At 59.8% G+C, this 24381-nt stretch carries 24 protein-coding genes; 3 read left to right on the forward strand and 21 right to left on the reverse strand.

Annotation, left to right across the window (positions count from 1 at the left end; genetic code table 11):
* Positions 1-18 precede the first annotated feature (18 nt).
* Positions 19-960 carry an alpha/beta fold hydrolase gene (locus FGF54_RS20005; protein WP_142780887.1) on the reverse strand — a complete coding sequence of 314 codons (942 nt, stop codon included), beginning with the start codon at positions 958-960 and terminating at the stop codon, positions 19-21.
* Between the two features lie 379 nt (positions 961-1339).
* Here FGF54_RS20005 and hspL point away from each other — a divergent pair, with 379 nt between their 5' ends.
* A complete protein-coding gene (gene hspL / locus FGF54_RS20015; RefSeq protein ID WP_003519731.1) occupies positions 1340-1822 on the forward strand; it encodes a heat shock protein HspL in 483 nt (160 codons plus the stop codon).
* 66 nt (positions 1823-1888) lie between these two features.
* On the opposite strand, the gene FGF54_RS20020 is transcribed toward hspL, so the two are convergent.
* Positions 1889-2908, reverse strand: coding sequence for a bile acid:sodium symporter family protein (locus FGF54_RS20020; protein WP_142780888.1), 1020 nt, complete (start codon positions 2906-2908; stop codon positions 1889-1891).
* Positions 2909-3006: 98 nt separating this feature from the next.
* Between FGF54_RS20020 and FGF54_RS20025 the strand changes: the two genes are divergently transcribed.
* On the forward strand, positions 3007-3867 hold the full coding sequence (locus tag FGF54_RS20025) for a LysR family transcriptional regulator (protein ID WP_142780889.1): 861 nt from the start codon (positions 3007-3009) through the stop codon (positions 3865-3867).
* A 5-nt stretch (positions 3868-3872) separates the two neighbouring features.
* On the opposite strand, the gene glpK is transcribed toward FGF54_RS20025, so the two are convergent.
* The 14 genes from glpK to FGF54_RS20090 all read right to left on the reverse strand — a co-directional run bounded on the left by glpK (position 3873) and on the right by FGF54_RS20090 (position 18879).
* Positions 3873-5372 carry a glycerol kinase GlpK gene (gene glpK, locus FGF54_RS20030; RefSeq protein ID WP_142781586.1) on the reverse strand — a complete coding sequence of 500 codons (1500 nt, stop codon included), beginning with the start codon at positions 5370-5372 and terminating at the stop codon, positions 3873-3875.
* 69 nt (positions 5373-5441) lie between these two features.
* A complete protein-coding gene (locus FGF54_RS20035) occupies positions 5442-7163 on the reverse strand; it encodes an ABC transporter substrate-binding protein (protein ID WP_003519735.1) in 1722 nt (573 codons plus the stop codon).
* 75 nt (positions 7164-7238) lie between these two features.
* Positions 7239-7532, reverse strand: coding sequence for a DUF2160 domain-containing protein (locus tag FGF54_RS20040; RefSeq protein ID WP_142780890.1), 294 nt, complete (start codon positions 7530-7532; stop codon positions 7239-7241).
* Positions 7533-7534: 2 nt separating this feature from the next.
* Complete coding sequence (locus FGF54_RS20045) at positions 7535-8455, reverse strand: carbohydrate ABC transporter permease (RefSeq protein WP_035261093.1); 921 nt, start codon at positions 8453-8455, stop codon at positions 7535-7537.
* 3 nt (positions 8456-8458) lie between these two features.
* The gene (locus tag FGF54_RS20050) at positions 8459-9325 is read right to left on the reverse strand and encodes a carbohydrate ABC transporter permease (RefSeq protein ID WP_003519739.1); all 867 of its coding nucleotides are present in this window, start codon (positions 9323-9325) and stop codon (positions 8459-8461) included.
* 2 nt (positions 9326-9327) lie between these two features.
* Positions 9328-10398 (reverse strand): ABC transporter ATP-binding protein, encoded by a 1071-nt coding sequence (locus tag FGF54_RS20055; protein WP_059758107.1) that lies wholly within the window; start codon positions 10396-10398, stop codon positions 9328-9330.
* Positions 10399-10410: 12 nt separating this feature from the next.
* Entirely contained in the window at positions 10411-11481 is a 1071-nt protein-coding gene (locus FGF54_RS20060; protein WP_142780891.1) for an ABC transporter ATP-binding protein, read from the reverse strand.
* Positions 11482-11517: 36 nt separating this feature from the next.
* Positions 11518-13041, reverse strand: a complete 1524-nt coding sequence (locus tag FGF54_RS20065) for a glycerol-3-phosphate dehydrogenase (protein WP_142780892.1) — start codon at positions 13039-13041, stop codon at positions 11518-11520.
* Positions 13042-13149: 108 nt separating this feature from the next.
* Entirely contained in the window at positions 13150-13923 is a 774-nt protein-coding gene (locus FGF54_RS20070) for a DeoR/GlpR family DNA-binding transcription regulator (RefSeq protein WP_020812079.1), read from the reverse strand.
* Positions 13924-14090: 167 nt separating this feature from the next.
* Positions 14091-14975 carry a formyltetrahydrofolate deformylase gene (purU, locus tag FGF54_RS20075; RefSeq protein ID WP_142780893.1) on the reverse strand — a complete coding sequence of 295 codons (885 nt, stop codon included), beginning with the start codon at positions 14973-14975 and terminating at the stop codon, positions 14091-14093.
* 61 nt (positions 14976-15036) lie between these two features.
* The gene (locus FGF54_RS20080; protein WP_246667001.1) at positions 15037-15963 is read right to left on the reverse strand and encodes a methylenetetrahydrofolate reductase; all 927 of its coding nucleotides are present in this window, start codon (positions 15961-15963) and stop codon (positions 15037-15039) included.
* 178 nt (positions 15964-16141) lie between these two features.
* Positions 16142-17539 carry an aminomethyl transferase family protein gene (locus FGF54_RS20085; RefSeq protein WP_246667002.1) on the reverse strand — a complete coding sequence of 466 codons (1398 nt, stop codon included), beginning with the start codon at positions 17537-17539 and terminating at the stop codon, positions 16142-16144.
* A 4-nt stretch (positions 17540-17543) separates the two neighbouring features.
* A complete protein-coding gene (locus FGF54_RS27745; RefSeq protein WP_256366674.1) occupies positions 17544-17669 on the reverse strand; it encodes a hypothetical protein in 126 nt (41 codons plus the stop codon).
* 16 nt (positions 17670-17685) lie between these two features.
* On the reverse strand, positions 17686-18879 hold the full coding sequence (locus FGF54_RS20090; RefSeq protein ID WP_142780895.1) for an ABC transporter substrate-binding protein: 1194 nt from the start codon (positions 18877-18879) through the stop codon (positions 17686-17688).
* Positions 18880-19076: 197 nt separating this feature from the next.
* Between FGF54_RS20090 and FGF54_RS20095 the strand changes: the two genes are divergently transcribed.
* Entirely contained in the window at positions 19077-19697 is a 621-nt protein-coding gene (locus tag FGF54_RS20095; protein WP_142780896.1) for a TetR/AcrR family transcriptional regulator, read from the forward strand.
* A 70-nt stretch (positions 19698-19767) separates the two neighbouring features.
* Here the strand turns inward: FGF54_RS20095 and FGF54_RS20100 are convergent, their stop codons facing one another.
* From FGF54_RS20100 to FGF54_RS20120, 5 genes are read right to left on the reverse strand one after another with little or no spacing between them, the layout of a single operon-like run.
* Positions 19768-20469, reverse strand: coding sequence for an ABC transporter ATP-binding protein (locus FGF54_RS20100; protein ID WP_142780897.1), 702 nt, complete (start codon positions 20467-20469; stop codon positions 19768-19770).
* Positions 20469-21218 (reverse strand): ABC transporter ATP-binding protein, encoded by a 750-nt coding sequence (locus tag FGF54_RS20105; protein WP_142780898.1) that lies wholly within the window; start codon positions 21216-21218, stop codon positions 20469-20471. Before FGF54_RS20105 ends, FGF54_RS20100 begins: the two co-directional genes overlap by 1 nt.
* Positions 21215-22225 carry a branched-chain amino acid ABC transporter permease gene (locus tag FGF54_RS20110; RefSeq protein ID WP_142780899.1) on the reverse strand — a complete coding sequence of 337 codons (1011 nt, stop codon included), beginning with the start codon at positions 22223-22225 and terminating at the stop codon, positions 21215-21217. Before FGF54_RS20110 ends, FGF54_RS20105 begins: the two co-directional genes overlap by 4 nt.
* Positions 22226-22229: 4 nt before the next feature.
* Positions 22230-23144: a branched-chain amino acid ABC transporter permease gene (locus FGF54_RS20115; protein ID WP_168208243.1), complete on the reverse strand. Its 915-nt coding sequence runs from the start codon at positions 23142-23144 to the stop codon at positions 22230-22232.
* Between the two features lie 42 nt (positions 23145-23186).
* Positions 23187-24371 (reverse strand): ABC transporter substrate-binding protein, encoded by a 1185-nt coding sequence (locus FGF54_RS20120; RefSeq protein ID WP_142780901.1) that lies wholly within the window; start codon positions 24369-24371, stop codon positions 23187-23189.
* Positions 24372-24381 lie beyond the last annotated feature (10 nt).

Below are 24381 nucleotides of genomic sequence, written 5' to 3' on the forward strand. Positions count from 1 at the left end.
AGCCCGCTTAAGCGGCCATCACTCCGGCGCGAAAAAGGCGTCGATGGCTGCCAGCGCCTGTTTGCGGAAAACATCACGCTCGTGCAGCAATTCGTGGCGCGCACCGGTGATCGGAAGAAGCTGCGCTGCCCGGAAATTGCGTGAGAGTTCCTCCTGCGCCTTATAGGGCGTGATGGTATCCAGCATCGGCGCCAGAATGAGGGTCGGAATGGTGATATTCGTCAGATGGTCCTGACGGACCACCCGCCCCATGGTCTTCAGCGCCTCATAGACCCAGCGCGCCGTCGGCGCACCGATGAAAAGTTCCGGAAACTGCCTGTGCAGCGAGAGATTTCTTGTAAAACGTCTGGGGTCCGAGGTGAGCGGATTACCGTCGAAATCCCGCTCGCGCTGATCCTTGCCGAGCTGCACCCGCCCAAGGCCAACCAGACTTAGAGCCGTCGCCACCGCCCGAATGACGGATGATGGGACGGATTGCTGACTGTCCAGCTCGATGAAGGGCGAACAAAGCGCCAGACGGTCGATCCGGTTCGACAGGCCGGGTGCGGCGGCAAGCGCTGCAAGCGCGCCGGTGGAATGCGCGATCATGAAGAATGGCAGCCGCGTATCCGGCAACACCACCTGTTCGAGAAAAAGGCTGATATCACGCTGATAGTCGGAGAACCGCCGCACATGCCCGGCACCCGGTTTTTTCAGCAATCTTTCGGAACCGCCCTGCCCGCGCGTATCGAAGGTCGCAACCCAGAAACCCATGGCGGTAAGATCGCCGACCGTTTCGAAATATTTCTCGATACATTCGTTCCTGCCATGCAGCAGAACCACGGTTCCGCGGGCCACCTGGCGGCTGGCGCGAAAGATCGCATAGCGAAGCTGTTTGCCGCGATCGCCGGTAAAATATCCGACGGTATGGTTGCCGGGAACCGGGTTGTCTTCGCTGGCGCGTAATGTGGCTTCGATCATCGGTCTTTTCCGGCTTTTCTGCCTTTTCGGGATAGGTCGGCGGCGCGGGAAGGTCAAAGAAAAAATTGCCGGAACCGTCGGTTAAAGCAGTCGCGGTTCCGGCGAATAAGACAGAAGAAGAAGGGACGTTATTGCTTCTGTCCACGGAGAATGTCTCCGATGACCGATGTTTTATGGCTCTCAAACTGAACGATGCCGGAACCTGACGTTCAGCCATGGTTCATGTTGCTTTCGCCTTTTCACGCCCCCTTGACGCAGCGGCAGGCCATTCCCATCTCATTCATGCGGTCGCCAGAACGGGACCGCGCCACATGTCCGGCCGTTGCCAGAACGGGACGCCGGGCTTAACCGCAAACAGTCGCTTCTTAAGGAGGACACCATGCGTCACGTTGATTTTTCCCCTCTCTATCGTTCCACCGTCGGCTTCGACCGTCTTTTCTCGATGCTTGACGGCCTCGGCCAGCCCGAGCAGGCCCAGTCCTATCCGCCCTACAATATCGAGCGGACCGGCGAAAACACCTATCGCATCACCATGGCCGTTGCCGGTTTCGATGAGAACGAACTCAGCATCGAATCCCGCGCCAATGCGCTGACCGTGAAAGCCGAGAAATCCGCGGATGAGAAATCCACGGAAGGCGAGTTTCTCTATCGCGGTATCGCCACGCGCGCTTTCGAACGCCGCTTCCAGCTTGCCGACCATGTCGAGGTCCAGACCGCTTCCCTGAAGAACGGCCTGCTCCACATCGATCTCGTCCGCAATATTCCGGAAGCCATGAAACCGCGCCGCATTGCGATCTCGTCCGACAGCGCCGATGCGCCGAAGACCATCGAAGCCCAGATTTCGCCGGCTCAGGTCAACTAAGCTTTCCTTACAGGCAAAACGAACGGCCCCTTTATGGGGCCGTTTTATTTGCGGAGAACCCTCGCGTCAGCGGCTGGAAGCAGCCGCGCCTTCCGTGGCAACCGGTTCCGGCATCGCCGCTTTTTCATGGGCCTTGCGCGCGTAACGCTGGGCCAGAACCGCGCAGACCATCAGCTGAATCTGGTGGAAAAGCATGATCGGCAGAACAATCGCGCCGATGCTCTGGCCGGCGAAGATGGCGCCTGCCATCGGCACGCCGCTGGCGAGGCTCTTTTTCGAGCCGCAGAAGGTGATGGTGATTTCATCGGCCTTGTCGAAACCCAGCAAACGGCTGCCGAACATCGTCACGCACAGGACAAGCGCCAGCAGCAGGATATTGATGACGATGACCACGCCGATATCCCTGAGCGAAAACGTGTGCCAGATGCCTTCGATGACCGCATCGGAAAAAGCCAGATAAACGACCATCAGGATGGAGCCGCGATCGACCGGAGCCAGCAATTTCTTGCGCGCCCTGATCCAGTCGCCAATCCACGGCTGCAGCACCTGACCGACGATGAAGGGCAGAAGCAGCTGCAGGAAGATTTGCAGGAACGCATCCAGCGAAAATCCACCGCCGTGGCCGCCCACCGTAAACAGCAGGCCGACCAGCAGCGGGGTCAGGAACATGCCGAAAATATTCGAAGCGGAGGCCGAACAGATCGCAGCCGGCACGTTTCCGCCCGCCATGGAGGTGAAGGCAATGGAGGACTGCACGGTGGATGGCAGGACGCAGAGGAACAACACGCCCATATAAAGCGGCGCAGGCAGAATATTCTCGGGAATTAAGCCGATTGCCACACCGAGCAGCGGGAACAGGCCGAAGGTCACGAGAAGGATCGCCAGATGCAGGCGCCAGTGCAGGATACCGGCAATCACCACATCCCGGGAAAGCCGCGCGCCGTGGAGGAAGAACAACAAAGCGATCGCGAGTTTTGTCGCCAGCCCGAAGTACTCCGCCGGCTCACCGCTGATCGGCAAAATGGAGGCCAAAATCACGGTGGCCACCAGCATCATGGTGAAGCGATCAGGTAGGAAGCGGGTCATGGGAGATCTTTCCGGCATCGGTTTTGCTTGAAACGCGCGCTACTATCGCTCATCATGAATTCCGATGCAAAGATTAACAGTTATCGCGATTCAGGATAATGCTGAACCTTCAACATCTTGCCAGCTTCGTGATGCTTCAGCAGACCGGCAGCTTCACGCTGGCGGCCGAACGGCTGGGGATTGGCCAGTCCACTGTCAGCCAGCATATTCAAAGGCTTGAGGCCACACTTGGCCGCCGGCTGATTGCCCGCAGCACCCATCAGGTGAAACTGACGGGCGAAGGTGAGGCGCTGCTGGGTTACGCCCGCAACATGCTGGAAATCGACAGCAAGGTGTCATCGCTATTCAGCGAGAACCGTCTGCGCGGACGGTTGAGGCTTGGCGTTTCGGAAGATTTCGTCGCCAGCCGGCTGACCGCCATTCTGGAAGAGTTCATCCGCCTTTATCCCCTCGTGGATCTGGAACTGACGGTCTCGTTGAGCGGCGTGCTTTACCAGATGCAGGACAATGGCGAACTGGATGTGGTGCTCGCCAAACGCCGTCTCGGCGACAAGCTCGGTCACTTTCTCTACCGCGAACCGCTCGTATGGCTGGCGCGCGACCCGGAGCGGATGCTGAACCAGCCGGACGCCCTGCCGCTGATTGCCTTTCCGCCGCCGAGCATCACCCGAAAGGCGGCGCAGGAGGCGCTCGACCGGGCCGGTCTCGCCTGGCGGATCGTCTGCACCTGCGGCAGTCTCAGCGGGCTGACCGCCGCAGCAAGGGCGGGCATGGGCATTCTGGTGCAGCCACGCAGCATGGCGCCGGCAGGCCTGAAGGAGATTGCCGCAGGCGTGCTACCGCCGCTGGAGGACGTGGAATTCGTGCTTCAGCCGAGCAAGGGCGCGGATGCGAAGCTGGTGCGCGCCCTTTCCGATCTCGTTTCCAGCAAGAGCATCGCACCCGGCAGTTTCGTATAGCCTGTTCAATTCTTCCGCCGCGACAGGCAGCGGCCGACGCTGTCACGCCAGCCGGCAATGGCGTCTTTCCGTTTAGCCTCTTCCATTGCGGGGCTGAAACGGCGGTCACGCCGCCAATGTTCAGCAAAGGCCTTGCGATCCGGCCAGATGCCGGCACGCGAGGCGGCAAGCCAGGCCGCTCCGAGAATGGTCGTTTCCAGGAAGACCGGCCGGTCGACCGGCGCCGCAAGAATATCCGCCAGCCGTTGCATGGTCCAATCGGAAGCGACCATGCCACCATCGACCCGGAGCACCGTCTTGCCATTGTCACCCGCCCAGTCCTTGCGCATGGCGTCCAGCAGGTCGAAGGTCTGATAGGCGACGCTTTCCAGCGCCGCGCGGGCGAATTCCGCCGGACCGGTGCCACGCGTCAGCCCGAAAATCGCGCCACGCGCCTCCGCGTCCCAATAGGGTGCGCCAAGGCCGGTGAAGGCCGGAACCAGATAGACACGCTGATTGGCGTCAGCCTTTTCCGCAAGCGCGCTGACCTCGGAAGCGACCGAGATGAAACCGAGCTCATCGCGCAGCCATTGCACGGCGGCACCGGCAATGAAGATCGAGCCTTCCAGCGCATAGGTGGTGACGCCGTCGAGACGGTAAGCGATGGTCGTCAGCAGCCGGTTGGTGGAGGCGACGCGATCCGTGCCGGTATTGAGCAACGCAAAGCAGCCCGTGCCGTAGGTGGATTTCATCATGCCCGGCTCGAAGCAGGCATTGCCGATCACCGCTGCCTGCTGGTCGCCGGCTACACCGAGGATCGGAATTTTCGCGCCCAGCAGCGACTTGTCGGTCACGCCGAAATCGGCGGCGCAATCTAGCACCTCCGGCAGCATGGCGCGGGGAATGTCGAGGATCGACAGAAGTTCATCGTCCCATGTATTTTCCTCGATATTATAGATCAGCGTTCGCGAGGCATTGGTGGCGTCGGTCACATGGCGACGGCCGCCGGTGAGACGGTAGATCAGGAAACTGTCGACGGTACCGAAGCAGATCTCGCCCTTCACGGCTTTTTCGCGAAGGCCGCTGACACTATCGAGAAGCCATTTCAGCTTCGTGCCGGAAAAATACGGATCGAGCAGCAGACCGGTCTTTTTCGAAAAAAGCGGCTCCAGCCCCCTTTTTTTTAAATCCTCGCAGACGGGAGCGGCGCGGCGATCCTGCCAGACCACGGCCCGATGCACGGCCTCGCCCGTGTTCCGGTCCCACAGCACCGTCGTTTCGCGCTGGTTGGTAATGCCGATCGCCTCGATATCGGAGGCGGCGATGCCGGCATCGGCAAGCGCCAGCCGGATGGTTTCGAGCACGCTTTTCCAGATATCCTCGGCATCGTGTTCGACCCAGCCGGAGGCCGGGAAATGTTGCGGAAATTCTCGCTGTCCGACACCGATGACCCGCATGTCGCGATCAAAGACCATCGACCGTGTCGATGTCGTTCCCTGATCGATCGCCAGAATATAACCGCCCATCATGCCACTCCCTTTCAGACGCAATGACCGGGGCGGCAAGCCGCCCCGGTTTCAGATTTTACGCAGACATCACTTCTGCCAGCTTTTGACCAGTTCGTCGTAATTGACGGTGACCGGCTTTTCCTTTTCGTTGGCAATCTTCAACTGCGGCGCCAGATTGCCCTTCGAAACGGCATCCTTGTTCCAGTATTCGATATCGTGCTCTTCCGCCAGTTTCGGGCCGATATCGCCCTGCACGCCGGCGCGTTCCAGACGGCTCATGACCTTTTCCTGCTCGGCGCAGAGAGAGTCCATCGCGGCCTGCGCGGTTTTCGCACCCGACGAAGCATCGCCGATCGCCTGCCACCACAGCTGCGCCAGTTTCGGATAGTCCGGAACGTTGGTGCCGGTCGGCGACCACTGCACGCGGGCCGGCGAACGATAGAACTCGATGAGACCGCCGAGTTTGGACGCCCGATCCGTGAAGCTCTTGTGGTGGATGGTGGTGTCGCGAATGAAGGTCAGGCCCACATGGCTCTTCTTCACATCCACGGTCTTGGAGGTCACGAACTGCGCATAGAGCCACGCGGCCTTGGCGCGGTCGTCGGGGGTGGATTTCATCAGCGTCCACGAACCCACGTCCTGATAACCGAGCTTCATGCCGTCCTTCCAGTAGACGCCGTGCGGCGAAGGTGCGACGCGCCATTTCGGCGAACCGTCCTCGTTCACGACAGGCAGGCCGGGCTTGGCCATATCGGCGGTAAACGCCGTGTACCAGAAGATTTGCTGGGCGATATTGCCCTGCGCCGGCACCGGACCGGATTCGGAGAAGGTCATGCCCTGTGCTTCCGGCGGCGCATATTTCTTCAGCCATTCGAGATATTTCTCGATGGAATAGACCGAAGCCGGACCGTTGGTATCGCCGCCGCGCGCCACGCAGGAGCCGACCGGCTGCGACTTGTCGTTGACCTTGATGCCCCATTCATCGACCGGCAGACCGTTCGGCAAGCCCTTGTCGCCGTTGCCGGCCATGGAGAGCCAGGCATCGGTGAAGCGCCAGCCGAGCGAGGGATCCTTCTTGCCGTAATCCATATGGCCGAAGACCTTCTTGCCGTCGACATCGCGGCCGGTGAAGAATTCGGCAATATCCTCATAGGCCGACCAGTTGACCGGTACGCCGAGGTCATAACCATATTTGGCCTTGAAGTCGGCCTTGTTCTTTTCGTTGTTGAACCAGTCGTAACGGAACCAGTAAAGATTCGCGAACTGCTGATCGGGAAGCTGGTAGAGCTTCTTGTCCGGCGCCGTCGTAAAGGCGCTGCCGATGAAGTCCTTAAGGTCGAGGCCGGGATTGGTGACGTCCTTGCCTTCATTGGCCATGAAGTCGGTCAGGTTGCGCACCTGCTGGTAACGCCAATGCGTACCAATAAGGTCGCTGTCGTTGACCCAGCCGTCATAAAGGTTCTGGCCGGTCTGCATCTGGGTCTGGATTTTTTCGACGACGTCGCCTTCCTGGATCAGGTCGTGCGTGACCTTGATGCCGGTAATGGCGGTGAAGGCCGGAGCCAGAACCTTGGATTCATATTCATGGGTCGTCAGAGATTCGGAAACGACCTTGATTTCCATGCCCGCGAAAGGTTTCGCGGCATCGACAAACCATTGCAGCTCCTTTTCCTGATCGCCACGCGAAAGCGACGAAAGATCGCCGATTTCCTTGTCCAGAAACTGCTTTGCTTCCTCCATTCCGGCGAAAGCGGAACCCGTCATTGCCAGCAGCATGGCCGCCGTCGTCGTCATCAGATGCCGTCGCATATCAGTCCTCCCAGGGGTTTGCGATTGCATGAAGTCTGCGGGTGCGGTTTTCCTCCGCCGCACCGTTTTCCTGCTCTAGACAAAACGGAAAACGCCGATGGCGTAAACCAAGGATAGAGCGAGAGCCCACCACAGGTTCGGGCCGACCAGCCCGAGCCATGCGAGATGAATGAAGGCGCTGCCGAGCAGCGAGATGAACAGCCTGTCGCCGCGCGTGGTCTCGAAGCGCAAGAGGCCGAAGCGGGGATTGCCGCCGGGCGAGAGATATTCCCAGAACCACATGCCGATGAGCAGCAGCGCAATCGCGCCGAAAAAGGCCGCCGTCTGCCAAGTCCACGCCATCCAGGTAAAATCGGGCATCTTCGTCATGGTCAAACCCTCCCGAGCGCAAAGCCCTTGGCGATGTAATTGCGCACGAACCAGATCACCAGCGCGCCGGGAATCAGTGTCAGCACGCCGGCGGCGGCAAGCAGGCCCCAATCCATGCCGGCGGCCGAAACGGTGCGCGTCATGGTCGCGGCAATCGGCTTGGCGTCCGTCGTCGTCAGCGTGCGGGCGATCAGAAGCTCGACCCACGAGAACATGAAGCTGAAGAAGCAGGCGACACCGATGCCGGAAGCGATGAGCGGCATGAAAATCTTCACGAAGAATTTCGGGAAGGAATAGCCGTCAATATAGGCGGTCTCGTCGATTTCCTTCGGCACGCCGGACATGAAACCTTCGAGAATCCACACCGCCAGCGGCACGTTGAACAGGCAATGCGCCAGCGCCACGGCGATATGCGTGTCGATCAGCCCGAAGGCCGAATAGAGCTGGAAGAAGGGCAGCGCGAAGACGGCGGGCGGGGCCATGCGGTTGGTCAAAAGCCAGAAGAACAGGTGCTTGTCGCCCAGAAAACGATAACGCGAGAAAGCGTAAGCCGCCGGCAGCGCCACCGCGACCGAGATCACCATGTTCATGACGACATAGATGATCGAATTGATATAGCCCGAATACCAGGATGAATCCGTGAAGATCGTCCGGTAGTTCTGCAACGTCGGCTGATGCGGATAAAGCGTCATGGAGGAGACGATTTCCGTGTTCGTCTTGAAGCTCATATTGACGAGCCAGTAGATCGGAACAAGCAGCAGCAGGATATAGATCGTCGGCACCAGCCAGGAAAAACGCGACGGCCCATGGTGGCGACGGCGCGCATTGACGGCAAGGCCGGATCGTCCCGTCGCAGTGGCTCTCACCGGCGAACTGCCGATGCCGTTACGCTCCACGCTTGTGGTGACATTCGAGGCGCTCATGTCTCAAGTCTCCGCGTCGTGGCTGGTCATGACGGTGTAGAACACCCAGGACAGCAGCAGGATGATGAGGAAGTAGATCAGCGACATGGCCGCCGCCGGCCCGAGGTCGAACTGGCCGAGCGCCATCTTCACGAGATCGATGGACAGGAAGGTGGTGGAATTGCCCGGGCCGCCGCCGGTGACGACGAAAGGCTCGGTATAGATCATGAAACTGTCCATGAAACGCAGCAGGAAAGCGATCAGCAGCACCCGCTTCATCTTCGGCAGCTGGATGTAACGGAACACCGCAAAACGCGACGCGCCATCGATCCTTGCTGCCTGATAATAGGCGTCCGGAATGGAAACGAGGCTGGCATAGCACAAAAGCACGACAAGGCTCGTCCAGTGCCAGACATCCATGATGACGACGGTGATCCACGCATCGACCGGATCGTTGACATAGTTGTAATCGAGCCCGAGCTGATTGGCGTAATAACCGAGCAGGCCGATATCGCTGCGGCCGAAAACCTGCCAGATGGTGCCGACGACATTCCACGGCACCAGCAGCGGCAGCGCCATGGTAACGAGGCAGATCGGCACGCCGATGCCGGATTTCGGCATCTTGAGCGCGATGAAGATGCCGAGCGGAATTTCTATCGCCAGGATGATGCCGGAGAACAGCAGGTTGCGCCCCAGCGCATCCCAGAAACGGTCCGAGGCCAGAATTTCCTCGAACCATTGCGTTCCCGCCCAGAAGAACTGGTTGTTGCCGAACGTATCCTGCACCGAATAATTCACGACGGTCATCAGCGGAATGACGGCGGAAAAGGCGACCAGCACCAGCACCGGCAGCACCATGAACCATGCCTTGTTGTTCCAGCTCTTTTCCATGGTCAGGCCCCCATCTTTACACGCCACGAGTCGGCGAAGACGCCGATGGCGGCCGGATCGAAGCGAACACCCGCTTCCGCCGGGATTTCCTCGTCTTCGGCAACGACGATCGCGAGTTTCTGGCCGGCGAACCGGGCGCGCACGATCTTCTGCCGACCGATATCCTCGACCTTGTCGACAGTGATGGGCATGCCACCCCGTTCCAGCCGGACGAATTCCGGGCGGATGCCGATCTCGATGCGTTGCGCTCCGTCAACCTTTGGCGCACCGGCCAGCGGCACACCAAGGCCGCCGACCATGGCGGTCGCACCGTCGATACTGGCGGGCAGCACGTTCATGCCCGGCGAGCCAATGAAATAACCGACGAAGGTATGTCCCGGCCGTTCGAAAAGCTCAGCCGGCGTGCCGATCTGGACAATCTGCCCGTCATACATGACCACAACCTTGTCGGCGAAGGTCAGCGCTTCGGTCTGGTCATGGGTGACATAAACCATGGTGAAACCGGACTGCCGGTGCAGCCGTTTCAGCTGCGAGCGCAGCACCCATTTCATATGCGGGTCGATCACCGTCAGCGGCTCGTCGAAGAGGATGGCGTTGACATCGGACCGCACCAGCCCGCGCGCCAGCGAGATCTTCTGTTTCTGATCCGCCGTCAAACCACGCGCATGACGTTTGGCCATGCCGGAAAGATCGGTCATTTCGAGGATTTCCCGCACCCGACGGTCGACCTCGGCTTCCGGCACATGCCGGTTGCGCAGCGGAAAGGCCAGATTGTCGTAAACCGTCATCGTGTCGTAGACGACCGGGAACTGGAATACCTGCGCGATATTGCGGTCTTCCGTGGCGAAATCCGTCACGTCGGTTCCATCAAAGGCGATGCGGCCTTCGGAGGGGCGCAGCAGCCCGGAAATGATGTTGAGCAGCGTGGTCTTGCCGCAGCCGGAAGGACCGAGCAGCGCATAGGCGCCGCCGTCCTCCCATTCGTGATGGACTTCCTTCAGCGCATAGTCGCCGGCAGCCTGCGCCTTTGCGTTATAGGCGTGGCGGATGTGATCGAGCGTGATGCGTGCCATGACCGATCTCCCTCAAGCCGCTTCGCCGATGGCGCGGCCATTCGCGTCAAAGGCCATCAGGTGTTTTGTATCGAGAAACAGCTCTATGTCCCTGTCCGGCTCAATGTCGTGAATACCATGCGCGAGCATGACCCAGCGCCGACCCGAAAATTCCACATGCACGAAGCTTTCCGATCCGGCGATTTCCGAAATCAGCGTCCGCGCCCGGATCGACTGGCGGGCCTCGCCCTTCACCTGCGGGAAAAGATGATGCGGCTGGAAAGCGATGGTCAAAGGTCCATCCGGCACGGCGGCAAGATGCGCGGGCACCGCAATCACCGCTTGGTCGGCACGGGTGAATGCAGCGCCCGCCTTGACGACCTCGATGGTGTTGAGCGGCGGGTCTGCAAAAATTTCCGCGGTGACGATATCCACCGGACGCCGGTAAACCTCGATGGTGCGGCTGAACTGCGTTACCCTGCCCTCGTTGAGCGTTGCGGTATTGCCGCCCAAAAGCAGCGCCTCGGAAGGTTCGGTGGTGGCATAAACGAAGATGGCGCCGGATTCAGCGAAAATGCGCGGCAGTTCCTCGCGCAGCTCTTCGCGCAGCTTGTAATCGAGATTGGCCAGCGGCTCATCGAGCAGCACCAGATTGGCGTTTTTGACGATGGCGCGGGCAAGTGCTGTGCGCTGCTGCTGACCGCCGGAAAGATTGAGCGGCGTGCGGTCGAGATAAGGCGTCAGCTTCAGAAGCTCGGCGGCTTTCCTCACTTCCCTGTCGATGGTCGCCTGGTCCTTGCCGGCAACGCGCATGGGCGAGGCGATGTTTTCGTAAACGCTGAGCGCCGGATAGTTGATGAACTGCTGATAGACCATGGCGACGTTGCGCTTCTGCACCGGCCATCCCGTCACATCTTCGCCATTGAAAAAGATCGAGCCGGCGCTCGGCTTGTCCAGCCCGGCCATCAGCCGCATCAGCGTCGTCTTGCCCGAAAGTGTCGGTCCAAGCAGGACGTTCAGGCTTCCGCGCTGCAACGTCAGATCAGTCGGGTGAATATGATATTCACCGCCAACCATCTTAGAGACGTTTCGCAATTCAAGCATGGTGATCCAAAGCCTCCTCCGCTTTTATCCGGATCGTCAGATTGCCCTTAAGCGCCCACCTGCAACGTCTTCGACATAATCCTCCAGCCCACGCACCTCTTCCAGGGTAAAAAAGAGCCCCTGCTTGGTGCGGCGCCACAGAATGTCCTCCGCTGTCAGCGCCCATTCCCGCGCCATCAGCCAGCGAACCTCAGCCTCGTACAGCGTACCGCCGAAATACCGCCCCAGCGCCGCCGCCTCCGTGGCATTGCCGATCAGCACCGCCGCATCCGTTCCGTAGCAGCGCACAAGCCGCTCCGCATGACGCTCTTCAAGAAAGGGGTAACGCGACCGCAGCGCCGAAACTTCCGCGGTGTAGGCCTCGGCGCCGAAATTTCCACCCGGCAAATGCGAGCCCGCCGTCCATGGCGCACCCTTTTCACCCAGCGCATCGCCGATTTTTTCAAGAGCATGTTCGGCAAGCCGCCGATAGGTGGTGAGCTTGCCGCCGAAAATATTGAGAAGCGGCGCTTCACCTTCCGCCCCTTCGGTTTTCAGCACATAATCGCGGGTCGCTTCCTGCGCTTTCGATGCTCCGTCATCGAACAGCGGGCGCACGCCGGAATAGGTCCAGACGATATCCGTCGGCTCCACCGGTTCAACGAAATATTCGCTCGCCGCATTGCAAAGATAGCTGATCTCCTCGTCGCTGATCTTAACAGCCCGGGGGTCGGCGGTATAGTCGCGATCCGTCGTGCCGATCAGCGTAAAGTCCTGTTCATAGGGAATGGCGAAGATGATCCGCCCGTCCGGATTCTGGAAAAAATAGGCACGCGGATCGGAAAATTTCTTGCGCACGATGATGTGGCTGCCCTGCACCAGGCGGACATTATGGACATTGTTTTTGCCGAACGCCGAGGACAGCACCTTGTCCACCCAGGGACCCGCGGCATTCACCAGCATGCGCGCCCGGTAGGTTTTGGCCTCTCCGGCCGCATTTTTCGTTTCGACATGCCAGAAGGTGCCTTCGCGTCGGGCCGAAACCACCTGCGTGCGGTTGAGGATGAGCGCGCCGCGATTGGCAGCGTCGCGGGCATTCAGCACCACCAGGCGGGCATCATCCACCCAGCCATCCGAATATTCGAAGGCGCGGGCAAAAATCGGTTTCAAAGGTTTCCCGGCGGGATCGCGGCGCAGATCGAGCGAGCGGGTCGCGGGCAGAAGCTTGCGGCCGCCGAGATGGTCGTACAGAAACAGCCCGAGACGCACGAGCCAGGCCGGGCGCACGCCACCTTTCTGGAACGGCAATACGAAGCGCATGGGCCAAATGATGTGCGGCGCCATGGCCCACAGCACCTCGCGTTCCATCAGCGCTTCGCGCACCAGACGAAACTCGTAATGTTCGAGATAACGCAAACCGCCATGGATAAGCTTGGTGGCGGCGGACGAGGTGCCGGAGGCGAAATCGTTCATTTCCGCAAGCGCGACGGAATAGCCCCTGCCGACGGCGTCACGCGCGATGCCGCAGCCATTGATACCGCCGCCGATCACGAAAATATCGTGGATTGCCTCGTCAGACATAAATCCTCCCGCGCTTTCATCGACGCTCTCCTCATCGATATACTGAAAGCACGGACATCTAATTCGAAGATAAAACGAATGTCAAACGAAATTCATAGGCCGTCCCGATCAGGACTCGACCATCTCGGTTTCGATCAACCGGACGTCATGATCGGCACAGATGGAGCGGATCGAATCCACCGGACAATGATCGGTGATGAAAGTATGCACCTGGGAAAGATGGCCGATACGAACTGGAGCCGTGCGCTCGAATTTGAGCGAATCCGACACCAGAATGACATGGCGTGCATTGGAGATGATTGCCTGCGCGACCTTGACCTCACGAAAGTCGAAATCCAGCAAAGCGCCATCCTCATCGATGGCCGAAACGCCGATGACCGCAAAATCCACCTTGAACTGACGGATGAAATCCACCGCCGCCTCGCCGACGATACCGCCATCGGAACCGCGCACGACACCGCCGGCAATCACCACCTCGATACCGGGGAAGACCCTCAACCTGTTGGCAACATTGATGTTGTTGGTGATGACCATCAACTCGTGATGATCCGCCAGCGCTTCGCCCACAGCTTCGGTCGTCGTGCCGATATTGATGAAAAGTGACGAGTTGTTGGGGATGAGGGCGGCGGCGGCGGCGCCGATCGCCTGCTTTTCGGAAGAGGCGATCGCCCGACGCGCCTCGTATTTGACGTTTTCATTGCCGCTTGGAAAAAGCGCGCCGCCGTGGATGCGGGTCAGAACCCGCGTATCGCAGAGATCGTTCAGGTCCTTGCGGATCGTCTGGGGAGTGACTGAGAACCGCGCCGCCAGCTCGTCGACCAGCACCCGCCCGTTCGCTTTCGCCAGCGCAACGATTTCATCCTGACGCGGTGTGAGCAGCATTTCACCCTCCCTCCTCTTTCAATTTTTTCGTTTTATTGAAGAGCGAACGAAAAACCAATGTCAAGGGACGGTTTTCAGCCATGGCCCGCAGCGGCTGGTGCGAACCGGCCGGCGAAAGATAGCGCGCTTGTCGTCGCACCCTGTCCACGCGCACTGCGTTTCAGCGTTTATCCCATCCGCTCGGAAGCATAACTTCCCGGGCTTGGCGGGAAGACGACGGTGCGGTTGCCGTTGATGAAGGTGCGGTGATGGATATGGGCGTGGATGGCGCGGGCCAGCACCTGGCTTTCGACATCGCGGCCAAGCGAGGCATAATCGTCGGCGCTCTGTGCGTGGGTGATGCGCACCGTGTCCTGCTCGATGATCGGGCCTTCGTCGAGATCGGCGGTGACGTAATGGGCCGTGGCACCGATCAGCTTCACACCGCGCTCATAGGCCTGCTTGTAGGGGTTGGCGCCCTTGAAGCTCGGCAGGAAGGAATGGTGGATGTTGATGATTTTGCCAGACATCTTCCGGCACATATCGTCGGACAGAACCTGCATGTAGCGCGCCAGCACCACGAGTTCCGTGCCGCTGGTCTCGATCAGGTCCATCAGCTGGGCTTCGGCTTTGGGTTTATTCTCCTTCGTCACCCTGATGTGGTGGAAGGGAATGTCGTGGTTGACGACGACCTTCTGGTAATCGAAATGGTTGGAGACGACACCGACGATGTCGATCGGCAATGCGCCGATCTTCCAGCGATAGAGCAGGTCGTTGAGGCAATGGCCGAAACGGGAGACCATCAAAAGCGTCTTCATGCGCTGGCCGTCCGGATAGATATCCGCCTCCATGCCGAATTTTTCCGCCACCGGCTTGAAGCCGTCGGTGATGGCCTCAAGGGTGGCGCCTTCTTCGGAGATGAAGGAGACGCGCATGAAGAACTTGCCGGTCTCGAGGTCGTCGAACTGCGAACTGTCGACGATGTTGCAGCCTTTTTCCGCCAGATAACCGGAAATCGCAGCCACAATGCCACGGGTCGATTTGCAGGCTACGGTCAGAACATAGGATGTCATTCGTTTTTCCGTTGTTGAAGCAGGTTCATTGGATTGTGTCATAGGCAGGAATCTCTGCAGATCAGGTCACGACGCGCGCCTCCTCGCTCAACTGGCCGTTCATCCAGTCGGCACCGGCAGTGATACCGCCGAGCGGAAAGACGTGTATCTGCGCAATGCGGCTTTGTGGATGGGCCGCCTTATAATCCGCTATATCCGTCAGGACTTCCGCCGGTTCGTAAGGCTTCAGAAGCTGGCTGAGGTCGAGTGCGCGCCTTTGCAGCACGGCAAGCGATGGGCCAACGCCGCAGGCAATCGCAAATCTGATCAACGTCTGCAATTTGGTCGGGCCGGCAATGCCGACATGGATCGGTAAGCCAATACCGGCTGCGGCTATGCGCTCCGCCCAGGCGATCACGGGGCGGGCGGCGAAGGCGAATTGTGTTACGATGGCCATGTCCGCATCCGTGCGCTCGCAATAGTCCTGTTTGAGGGCCAAGGCTTTATCGACGATGCGGGTGGAACCGTCCCTGTCAATCGCTCCATTGCCTTCCGGGTGCCCGGCGACATGCAGCCGCCTGAAACCGTGACGGTCGAACAGGCCGGTCTCGAGAAGCTGGATGGAACTGTCGAAATCTCCCGCCGGCGTGGTAACACCGCCGCCGAGAAGCAGGGCCTCCTCCACACCGGCCTCATTTTTATAGCGCGTGATCCATTCTTCAAGCGTCGCCGCATCCGCAATGAGGCGGGATGGAAAATGCGGCATGACCGGAAAACCGGCCTCACGAAGACGCCTTGCCGTCGCCACCATGTCATCGATCGGCGTTCCCTCTATATGGGCGACGTAAACGCGCGTGCCGGCCGGTAGCAAAGCCTTGAAATCATCGATCTTTGCCGCCGTTCTCGGCATCACTTCAATGGAATATCCCGAAACGATATCCTTCAGATGGGCCGTATCGGGAGATTTCTCCCCGCGTCTGCCTTTCAACAGGTCCAGTAGTGCCACCATGTGTCCTCCGGGAGATCTGAAGAGAATGCGGCAGGCTTGCCGGACCCGCCAGCGCATACCGAACTCCATGAATTATTGAAAGATTTTGATATCCGGCGACCTCTTTCATCGGGCACGCCGCAATGAAAGAGGTCACGATTTCAAGGTCCACACAGGCGCGGGCGAAACCGCCCCGGGGCTAGATCACCGCACGCAGCTTTTCCTGCGCCGCCTTGGAGTATGGAATGGACGAAACCCTCGCCCTGATCGTCGTTTGCGCGTGGCGTTCCACATGCGGCTTTCGCGAACCGCCGTTCACTTCTCCCCATGTCAGCACGACCTCGGTGCCGACATCCGCATAGGCCTCGTCTATGCCGCAAAGCGAGATCATGTCGCGCTCATTGATGTTGTAACCGCAATATTGCGACATGCCGATCAACCTGCCGTCTTTCGCACGGACTTCATCGGCCTGCGGCCAGCCGAAATAGGCGGTCGGCATATCGATCGCCTTGTAGATCGGACCATCCCCCAGTTGAGAGGCGAATATCTTGAGAACATCTTCCTTGTTCCATTGCAGCGCGCGCTTGACCCGGCGCGGCTGCTTGAGCTGCGCTTCCAGCGCCTCCCGGCCGATAAAATCATGGTCGAATTTCACCAGCCGCTCATAACCGAGCGCCCAGGGCGTCCAGTAATAATCCTCGATATTGCTGGTGTAGAGGCTGCCGCCAAGCTGCATATTCGCTTCCCAGCTATCGGCCGGAAGCCATTCGCGGTAGGCACGCAGTTCCTCGCCGGAATAGATGCCGGGCAGCGGATAGGGTATCCAGCCATCCTCGAGCGGCGTGCTGTAATAGGTTCGGGTGCCGGCCTGAAGCAGCCCGTATTTTTCGCCCGCCTTGAGGATAGCGTCGCGGACGATATCCATCTCCGCGAAAGCGCCGGATATTTCCGCGCCGGCATGGCCCGCCATGCCATGGCGCAGCACATGCACCCTGCATCCGGCAATGGTGACATAGGCCGTATGGAAGAACTTGATTTCCGGCCAACCGCCTTCGCAGATTTCTTCAAGAATATCGCGGGCGTTCGGCCCTTCGATCTGGAAGCGATATTTCGTGCGTTTGCCGTCCGGGCTGTAGGGTGTGGTCGGATCGAAACGGAATTCGACATTATAACCGCCGGTCTCGCCATTATAGCGAACCCAGTTCAGAACCGGCATGCCGCTGATGAGTTCGAAACCCGCATCCTCGCCGTAATAGTTCAGGATGCAATCGCCGATATGGTGGCCGCGCGGCGTGCAGGCGATATATTGCTTGGCGCGACCGGTGGAAAGATTGGCGAACGAGCAGGGGGAAAGGTCGCTCAGAAGCTTTTGCGCGTCCGGACCTTTCACATAAAGAACCGGCATATGATGCGATTGGTTGAAGAGAACGGCGCTTTCACGCCAGGCCCTCTGCTCTTCGCGCCAGTTGCTATATTCCGGCGCGATCAGCGTCGCAAAAAGGCTGGTCCGCGATTTGTGATACTGGGAAATCGTATCGTTGTAGAAATAGTCGACCAGGTTCTGTTTCGAATCGATCAGTTCTTGCAGATTTTTCATGGTATCAGCCTTCCTGTTCATGATGCTTGATATGGTCGCCGCGCAGGCGGTTCTGGCGCAGGCGGGAAAAATGCGTAGGCTCCGCCGCTTCGACCCGGACCGGTGCCACGGCCGGGGCGGTTTCAGTCATGCTGGAATGCCGGCGATTACTTCACGGCGGGCATATCGCAGGCGGAGACGTAAGGGTCCTCGCCCCGCTCCATTGCGATGCGCGGCGAACCCATGCGCCATTTGCCTTCCGGCCCCGCTTCCACCTCGAGGGCGTAATAATTATCGAGCGGCATATGGTTCTTGCCGAAAATCAGCTTGCCGCGAACGGACTTGAAATCCGCCGCCTCCAGCGCGGTGCGAAGGGCGGCCTTGTTCTCAAGGTCTCCCTTGGCGGTTTCCACGGCGGATTTGATAAGCTGGATGGCGTCATAGGCGGCGGCGGCATAATTCGAGGGATCCCGCCCGTATTTCTGCCGGAAGTCGGCGACGAAACGCCGGTTTTCGGGCGTATCGAGATCGGGATACCAATAATCCGTCAACACGGAACCGAGCGCACCCGTCGCATTGCCTTTCTGAAGCGCCGGCAGGGCGATCTGGTCGAGCGTATAGACGGTATAGAGCTTCACCTTGCCCTTGAGGCCGGATTGCTCGAACTGGGTCATGAAGGCGGCGGAACGACCGGGATAGAAAGCAAAGAGCGCTTCCGCGCCGCTCGCGGCCACCTTGCTGAACTCGGCGGAAAAATCGAGCTGCGGATCGTCACCCCATTTGGTGAAATCCTGGCCAACGACCTTGCCCTTGAAGGTATTCAGCAGACCTTTGACGACATCCTGCCCGGCGGCGTAATTCGGCGCCATGGTATAGATCGCGTTGACACCGCGCTTGTTGAGCTCTTCGCCGAGCGCCATGGACATCACGTCGCCCTGCCCGCGCATGCTGTAAAAATTCGGATTGCACAGCTTTCCGGCCATATCGGACGGCGCTGCATTCGTGCTGATGACGATCGTGCCGGAATCGAGCGCGCTTTTGCGCGAGGCAAGCAGAACATTCGACCAGATATAGCCGGTGATGAAATCGACCTTGTCCTGGCGCACGAGCTTCTCGGTCTTCTGGCGGCCAACATCGGGCTTCAGGGCATCGTCCTCGACCACAAGCGCAATGGGCCTGCCGGCGATCTTGCCGCCCGCATGATCGACCGACAGCCGGATCGCATCTTCGACATCCCGCCCGATGACGGCGGCCGGCGTCGTCAGCGTGGTAACGAGGCCGATCCTGATCGGCTCCTGTGCGGATAATGGCTCTGTGAGGCTGAATAGGGCGGCAACGGCCGCGAGATATTTGATTGTCATTTTCCCCTCCGTGCCGGCTCCTCTCCGGCCTCATTTACATACCGCTTAATCGGTATGTTTTCAACAAAAAGATTCTCTGCTATGGAAAGTTTCGTCTATTGAATACGGGAATAGCTCCGGAATTTGCGACGGAGCACAGTGCGAAGATGGCGAATACAAGAGCCCGCAGGGGCACAACAGGATAGTGGCATCAGGCAATGCAGAAAAAGCGACGCACACAGGCTGAACGAAGCGCCGAAACGAAGGAGAAAATCCTGCAGGCGACGATCGACCTGCTCTTCGAACAGGGCAATGCACGGCTGACGACGGCGCTGGTCGATGAACGGGCTGGCGTCTCGAGCGGCGCGCGGGTGCATCATTATCCCGCCAAGATCGATCTGGTCGTGGCCGCGACGGGCCACACCTACGAGCTTGCCGCGCAGCTTGGCCGCCAGCGGGCATTGTCCGCGCGCAACTCACCCGAGCCACTCCGGGAATATGTGAAGGACTGCCTGTCGATCTATTTCGACTGGCCCTTCATCGCCGCGCTTGAGGTTGTCATCACCGCGCGAACCGACGAGGTGTTGATGGAACGCCTGCGCCCGGTTCTCGAAAATTTCCACGGCGCCATGAAGGCGACATGGATCGAGACATTCGTGGCGACCGGTTACACACCGTCCGAAGCGGAAGAGGAACTCGCTTTGACGCTCAATCTCATCCGGGGAATGGCCGTCAATAAAATCTGGAAAAGCGGCGATGCGGCCTATGCGCCATTGCTGGATGCCTGGTGCGCCGACCGCGCCGCGCGGCGCAAGACGGCGGCGGCGCTCAAGGGGTAATTGTGGGCCATTCGCATTGAGACGGCCGGAAGCGAATTCCGCCGGCATTCGACCCGAATGCCGAAACGGATCAGACGCTCAGATATTGCTTGACCGTTTCTTCCTCGGCGCGCAGCTTCTCCGGTGCGCCCGTCCAGACGACACGACCCTTTTCCACCACATAAAACCTGTCGGCAACGCCAAGCAGCCGCTTGATGTGTTTGTCGATGACGACGATGGATTGCCCCAACTCCCGCAGGCGGGCGATGCAGTGCCATATCTGGTCGCGCACGACGGGTGCCAGTCCCTCCGTCGCCTCATCGAGAATAAGCAGCCGTGGGTTGGTCATCAGCGCCCGGCCGATTGCCAGCATCTGCTGCTCTCCTCCGGAAAGAAGATTGGCATAGGAACCGTTTCGCTCGGAAAGCCCTGGAAAAAGCTCATATATGCGCTCCACCGTCCAGCATTGCGGCTCCGCCCGGCGGTTGGCGGCCGCCACCTTCAGGTTTTCATGCACGGTGAGGTTTGGAAAAACCTGCCGCCCCTCCGGCACCAGGCCCAACCCTGTCCGGGCGACGCGGGCGGTCGAAAGGCCATCGAGCCTTTTGCCCTCGAACTCGATCATCCCGTCCCATGCCGGCAGCAGGCCCATCAGCGCCCGCACGGTCGTCGTCTTGCCCATGCCGTTGCGGCCCATGAGGCAGACCACCTCGCCGGCATCGACCTCGAAGGACATGTCGAACAGGATCTGGCTGCGGTCGTAACCGCTCGTCAAATTGCGGACTTTCAGCATCAGGCATCCTCCCCGAGATAGGCTTCCCGGACCCGCGTATCGTTGCGGATGTCTTCGGGCGTTCCAACGGCGACGATCTCGCCGCGTACGAGCACGGTCACCCGATCGGCCAGTTCGAACACGGCCTCCATGTCATGCTCGACCAGAAGTATGGTGATGAGGCCCTTGAGGCCGGCGAGAAACCGCGTCATCGCCCGGCTTTCCTCCGAGCCAAGCCCGGCCATCGGTTCGTCGAGCAGAACCAGCGCCGGATTGCCGGCAAGCGCGATGGCAAGCTCCAGCATGCGCTGCTCGCCATGGCTGAGATCGGCCACTTTTCGCGACACATCCATGCCGTTCAGGCCGATAAGCGCAAGCATCTGCGCCGCACGCGCCTGCAAATCCGCATTGCGGTCGACCCGACGCCAGAAGCGGAATGCATGGCCATCGCTTGCCAGAAGCGCCAGGATGAGGTTTTCCCCGACGCTGAGGTCTCGAACCAGCGTCGTGATCTGGAACGACCGCGCCATGCCGAGCCTCGCCCGCTCATGCGAGGGGCGGTTGGTGACATCGACACCGTTGATGAGCACGGCGCCGGATGTCGGCAGGATTTCTCCGAAAAGCTGGCTGATCAGCGTCGTCTTGCCCGCGCCATTGGGACCGATCACCGCATGAAGCTCGCCCTTGGCGAGCGACATGGAGAGATTGCGGGTGGCGTGCAGGCCGCCGAAGAATTTTTGCAGATTGCGAACCTCGAGCACCGCGTTCATGCGCGCCTCCCCGAACAGATGAGACCGACGAGGCCACCCTTGGCGAAAAGCACGACGGCGATCAGGAAAAGACCGAACCAGAAGTGCCAGTAGACCGTCAATCCGCCGAGAAATTCCTCGATCAGGAGAAAGACCAGCGCCCCGACGACGGGACCGGCCACCGTGGACACGCCGCCGACGATGACCATGAAGATAAGCTCGGCGGAACTTGTCCAGCTCATCGATTCCGGTGTCACGAAACTCGTGAAATTCGCATCGAGGAAGCCGGCAAGGCCGCAGATCACACCAGCGGCGATATAGGCGGCGAGGCGATAGCGATAGGGATCGAACCCGACCGCCCTCACCCGCCGTTCATTGCCCTTCGCCGCCTTCAGGAGCAGGCCGAAATCGGATTGCCGGATACGGGCGAAACCCAGCATCACAAGCGCCAGCACCGCCAGCACCACGTAATAAAGAATGGACCTGTCACCGAGATCAACTACCGTGCCGAAGCTGCTCGGATAATTGATCGTCAGCCCGTCATCGCCGCCGAACTGCCTGAGGCCGATCATGGTGAAATAAACCATCTGCGCGAAGGCGAGCGTGATCATGATGAAATGCACACCGCGCGTTCTAAGCGCGACGAGGCCGGTCAGACAGGCGAAAAGCCCGCTGACGCACACCGTGACCAGCAACTGGATGACACCGTTATCGATGTCGAAATCGGCGAGGATGCCGACGGAATAAGCGCCGATGCCGAGAAAGGCCGCGTGACCGAGACTGACCAACCCACCGAGGCCGATGATGAAATTGAGGCTGACGGCTGCAATGCCGAGGATCATCGCCCGCAGCAGCACTTCCACCCAGAAGTCATGGCCGAGCGCCGAAAGCACCGATGGCGCGACGGCAAGAAGCAGGAGCACGGCAATCGCCGTCAGCAGGTCGCGATCCACCGCCCTGCCCGATGCGGTCTCCCGCGTTGCGGTCGGCTGCACTGATGGAGTGATTACCGAAGTGGTTTCTGTCATCACATCACCTGCTTGCTGGCGGGAAGAGGCCCTCGGGCCGGAATATCAACACCAGGGTCATGGTGAGATAGATCAGGATGGAGGCGAGCGACGGACCCGCCGAAGAGGCGACTTCCGGCGGAAACACCGCATTCAGCAGCGACGGCAGATAGGCCCGCCCAAGCGTATCGATCAGCCCGACGCCGAGAGAGGCGATAAAGGCGCCGATAATCGAACCGATGCCGCCGATGATGATCACTACCAGCGCCAATATGACGATCTGGTTGCCCATGCCGATAGAAGCACCGGTGATGGGGGCCACCATGATGCCGCCGATGCCGGCCAGAACCGCACCGATGGCGAACACCAATGCGAAGACCATGCGCGTTTCTATGCCGAGCGCCCGTGCCATTTCCTCATTGGAGGCGGATGCCCGCACCATCATTCCAACCCGTGTGCGGGTGATGACCTGCCAGAGCGCAATCGCCACGAGAGCCGCAACGACAACGATAAAGAGGCGGTAGGACGGCAGGGTGACGCCGCCAAGCGCGATCTGCCCGCTGAGCCAGGCCGGCAGGGGAACCGACAGTCCTTCCGGCCCCCAGAGATATTTCACCGCCGTATCCGCGCAGAGCACGAGGCCGAATGTCGCCAGAACCTGGTCGAGATGATCGCGCTTGTAGAAGTGCCGGGCAATCAGCCATTCGGCGATGAAACCGGCCGCCAGCGTTGCCGGCAGGGCGATGAGCATGCCGACCACAAAGGAATCGAGCGCAATGGCGACGGTGGCGCAGATATAGGCGCCGATCATGTAAAAAACGCCATGCGCCAGATTGATGAAGTCCATGATGCCGAAGACCAGTGACAGGCCGGCGGCCAGCAGAAACAGGATCAGTCCGAGCTGAACCCCGTTCAGAAGTTGATTGGCAAACAGGATAATATCCATTTTCTCCTCCCAGAGCCGTGCCGCCGAAACGTTGTCTCACCCCTCGTTGCGGCAGGCATCCACATAGGGATCGGTCAGGTCTTTCATTTCGAGACCATCCGACCTGAGGCTCCAGACACCGTTCGCATCCGGTGCGACTTCAAGGCTGAGATAGCGGTCGATGGGGAAATGATTGCGGGCAAGCTTGTAGCGGCCACGCACGGAGTCGTAATCGGCCTTGGCGAGCGCCGCACGCACCGCATCGGTCGCGGAGATATCGCCGCCCGCCTGCTCCACCGCTGCTTTGACATAGGGGATCAGATCATAGGCAGCCGCCGCGTAGTTCGAAGGCACGCGGTTATATTTCGCCTTGAAATCGGCAACGAAGCGCTGGTTGGCGGGTGTTGCAAGATCCGGCGACCAGTAATCCGCCGAGCTGGTCCCCAGAACAGCATCGATCTTCGCTTCCTGCAGCTTCGGCAGCGCGATCTGGTCCATTGTATAGACGCTGTAAAGCTTGACCTTCTTGCTCAGTCCCGATTGTTCGAACTGGCGCGCAAAAATCGCGGCGCGGCCGGGATAGAAGGCGAAAAGCGCGTCCGCGCCCGATGCCGCCACCTTTGCGAACTCAGCCGAAAAATCGAGCTGCGGATCATCGCCCCATTTGGTGAAATCGCGGCCAGCCACTTCCCCGCCAAAGCTGCTTTCCACCCCAGCGGCCATGTCCTTGCCGGCGGTATAGTTGGGCGCCATCACATAAAGCTTCTTCACGCCGCGCTCGTTCATGACCTTGCCGAGCGCAATCGGCACCATGTCGTTCTGACCGCGCAGCGAAAAGAAATTGGGGCTGCAGAGCTTACCGGCAAGCTCGGAAGGCCCGGCATTGGTGCTGATCAGAAACTTGCCGGAATCGAGCACCGATTTGCGCGCCGCCATCAGCACGTTGGACCAGATGAAACCCGCGACGATATCGACGCCGTCCTGGCGCACCAGCTTCTCCGCCTTCTGGCGGCCGAGTTCCGGCTTCAGCCCGTCATCTTCGAAAACGACCTCAATCGGATGACCGGCGATCTTGCCGCCGGAATGTTCGACCGCGAGCTTGACGGCATCGACCATATCGTTGCCGATGGATGCGGCGGGCGTGGTCAGCGTGGTGATGAAGCCGATCTTGATCGGCTCCTGTGCTCCCGCCGTTCCGCTCATGAGCAAGGCGGACAGGGCCGCCGCTGCGAAACGTTTCATTGTGTTCTCC

This window comes from Agrobacterium sp. T29 (assembly GCF_006970545.1).
GTDB classification, from domain to species: Bacteria; Pseudomonadota; Alphaproteobacteria; order Rhizobiales; family Rhizobiaceae; genus Agrobacterium; species Agrobacterium leguminum.

What these genes read in the sequence shown, in the direction of transcription:
- FGF54_RS20085 (WP_246667002.1), bottom strand. Translation starts at nt 17,539, where the DNA reads ATGAAAAATCTGCAAGAACTGATCGATTCGAAACAGAACCTGGTCGAC.
- FGF54_RS20095 (WP_142780896.1), top strand. Translation starts at nt 19,077, where the DNA reads ATGCAGAAAAAGCGACGCACACAGGCTGAACGAAGCGCCGAAACGAAG.
- FGF54_RS20080 (WP_246667001.1), bottom strand. Translation starts at nt 15,963, where the DNA reads ATGGTGGCACTACTGGACCTGTTGAAAGGCAGACGCGGGGAGAAATCT.
- FGF54_RS20060 (WP_142780891.1), bottom strand. Translation starts at nt 11,481, where the DNA reads ATGCTTGAATTGCGAAACGTCTCTAAGATGGTTGGCGGTGAATATCAT.
- FGF54_RS20040 (WP_142780890.1), bottom strand. Translation starts at nt 7,532, where the DNA reads ATGACGAAGATGCCCGATTTTACCTGGATGGCGTGGACTTGGCAGACG.
- FGF54_RS20005 (WP_142780887.1), bottom strand. Translation starts at nt 960, where the DNA reads ATGATCGAAGCCACATTACGCGCCAGCGAAGACAACCCGGTTCCCGGC.
- FGF54_RS20065 (WP_142780892.1), bottom strand. Translation starts at nt 13,041, where the DNA reads ATGTCTGACGAGGCAATCCACGATATTTTCGTGATCGGCGGCGGTATC.
- FGF54_RS20110 (WP_142780899.1), bottom strand. Translation starts at nt 22,225, where the DNA reads ATGACAGAAACCACTTCGGTAATCACTCCATCAGTGCAGCCGACCGCA.
- FGF54_RS20105 (WP_142780898.1), bottom strand. Translation starts at nt 21,218, where the DNA reads ATGAACGCGGTGCTCGAGGTTCGCAATCTGCAAAAATTCTTCGGCGGC.
- FGF54_RS20090 (WP_142780895.1), bottom strand. Translation starts at nt 18,879, where the DNA reads ATGACAATCAAATATCTCGCGGCCGTTGCCGCCCTATTCAGCCTCACA.
- FGF54_RS20100 (WP_142780897.1), bottom strand. Translation starts at nt 20,469, where the DNA reads ATGCTGAAAGTCCGCAATTTGACGAGCGGTTACGACCGCAGCCAGATC.
- FGF54_RS20035 (WP_003519735.1), bottom strand. Translation starts at nt 7,163, where the DNA reads ATGCGACGGCATCTGATGACGACGACGGCGGCCATGCTGCTGGCAATG.
- FGF54_RS20050 (WP_003519739.1), bottom strand. Translation starts at nt 9,325, where the DNA reads ATGGAAAAGAGCTGGAACAACAAGGCATGGTTCATGGTGCTGCCGGTG.
- FGF54_RS20045 (WP_035261093.1), bottom strand. Translation starts at nt 8,455, where the DNA reads ATGAGCGCCTCGAATGTCACCACAAGCGTGGAGCGTAACGGCATCGGC.
- FGF54_RS20055 (WP_059758107.1), bottom strand. Translation starts at nt 10,398, where the DNA reads ATGGCACGCATCACGCTCGATCACATCCGCCACGCCTATAACGCAAAG.
- FGF54_RS20025 (WP_142780889.1), top strand. Translation starts at nt 3,007, where the DNA reads ATGCTGAACCTTCAACATCTTGCCAGCTTCGTGATGCTTCAGCAGACC.
- purU (WP_142780893.1), bottom strand. Translation starts at nt 14,975, where the DNA reads ATGACATCCTATGTTCTGACCGTAGCCTGCAAATCGACCCGTGGCATT.
- glpK (WP_142781586.1), bottom strand. Translation starts at nt 5,372, where the DNA reads ATGGGCGGTTATATTCTGGCGATCGATCAGGGAACGACATCGACACGG.
- FGF54_RS20120 (WP_142780901.1), bottom strand. Translation starts at nt 24,371, where the DNA reads ATGAAACGTTTCGCAGCGGCGGCCCTGTCCGCCTTGCTCATGAGCGGA.
- FGF54_RS27745 (WP_256366674.1), bottom strand. Translation starts at nt 17,669, where the DNA reads ATGACTGAAACCGCCCCGGCCGTGGCACCGGTCCGGGTCGAAGCGGCG.
- hspL (WP_003519731.1), top strand. Translation starts at nt 1,340, where the DNA reads ATGCGTCACGTTGATTTTTCCCCTCTCTATCGTTCCACCGTCGGCTTC.
- FGF54_RS20020 (WP_142780888.1), bottom strand. Translation starts at nt 2,908, where the DNA reads ATGACCCGCTTCCTACCTGATCGCTTCACCATGATGCTGGTGGCCACC.
- FGF54_RS20070 (WP_020812079.1), bottom strand. Translation starts at nt 13,923, where the DNA reads ATGCTGCTCACACCGCGTCAGGATGAAATCGTTGCGCTGGCGAAAGCG.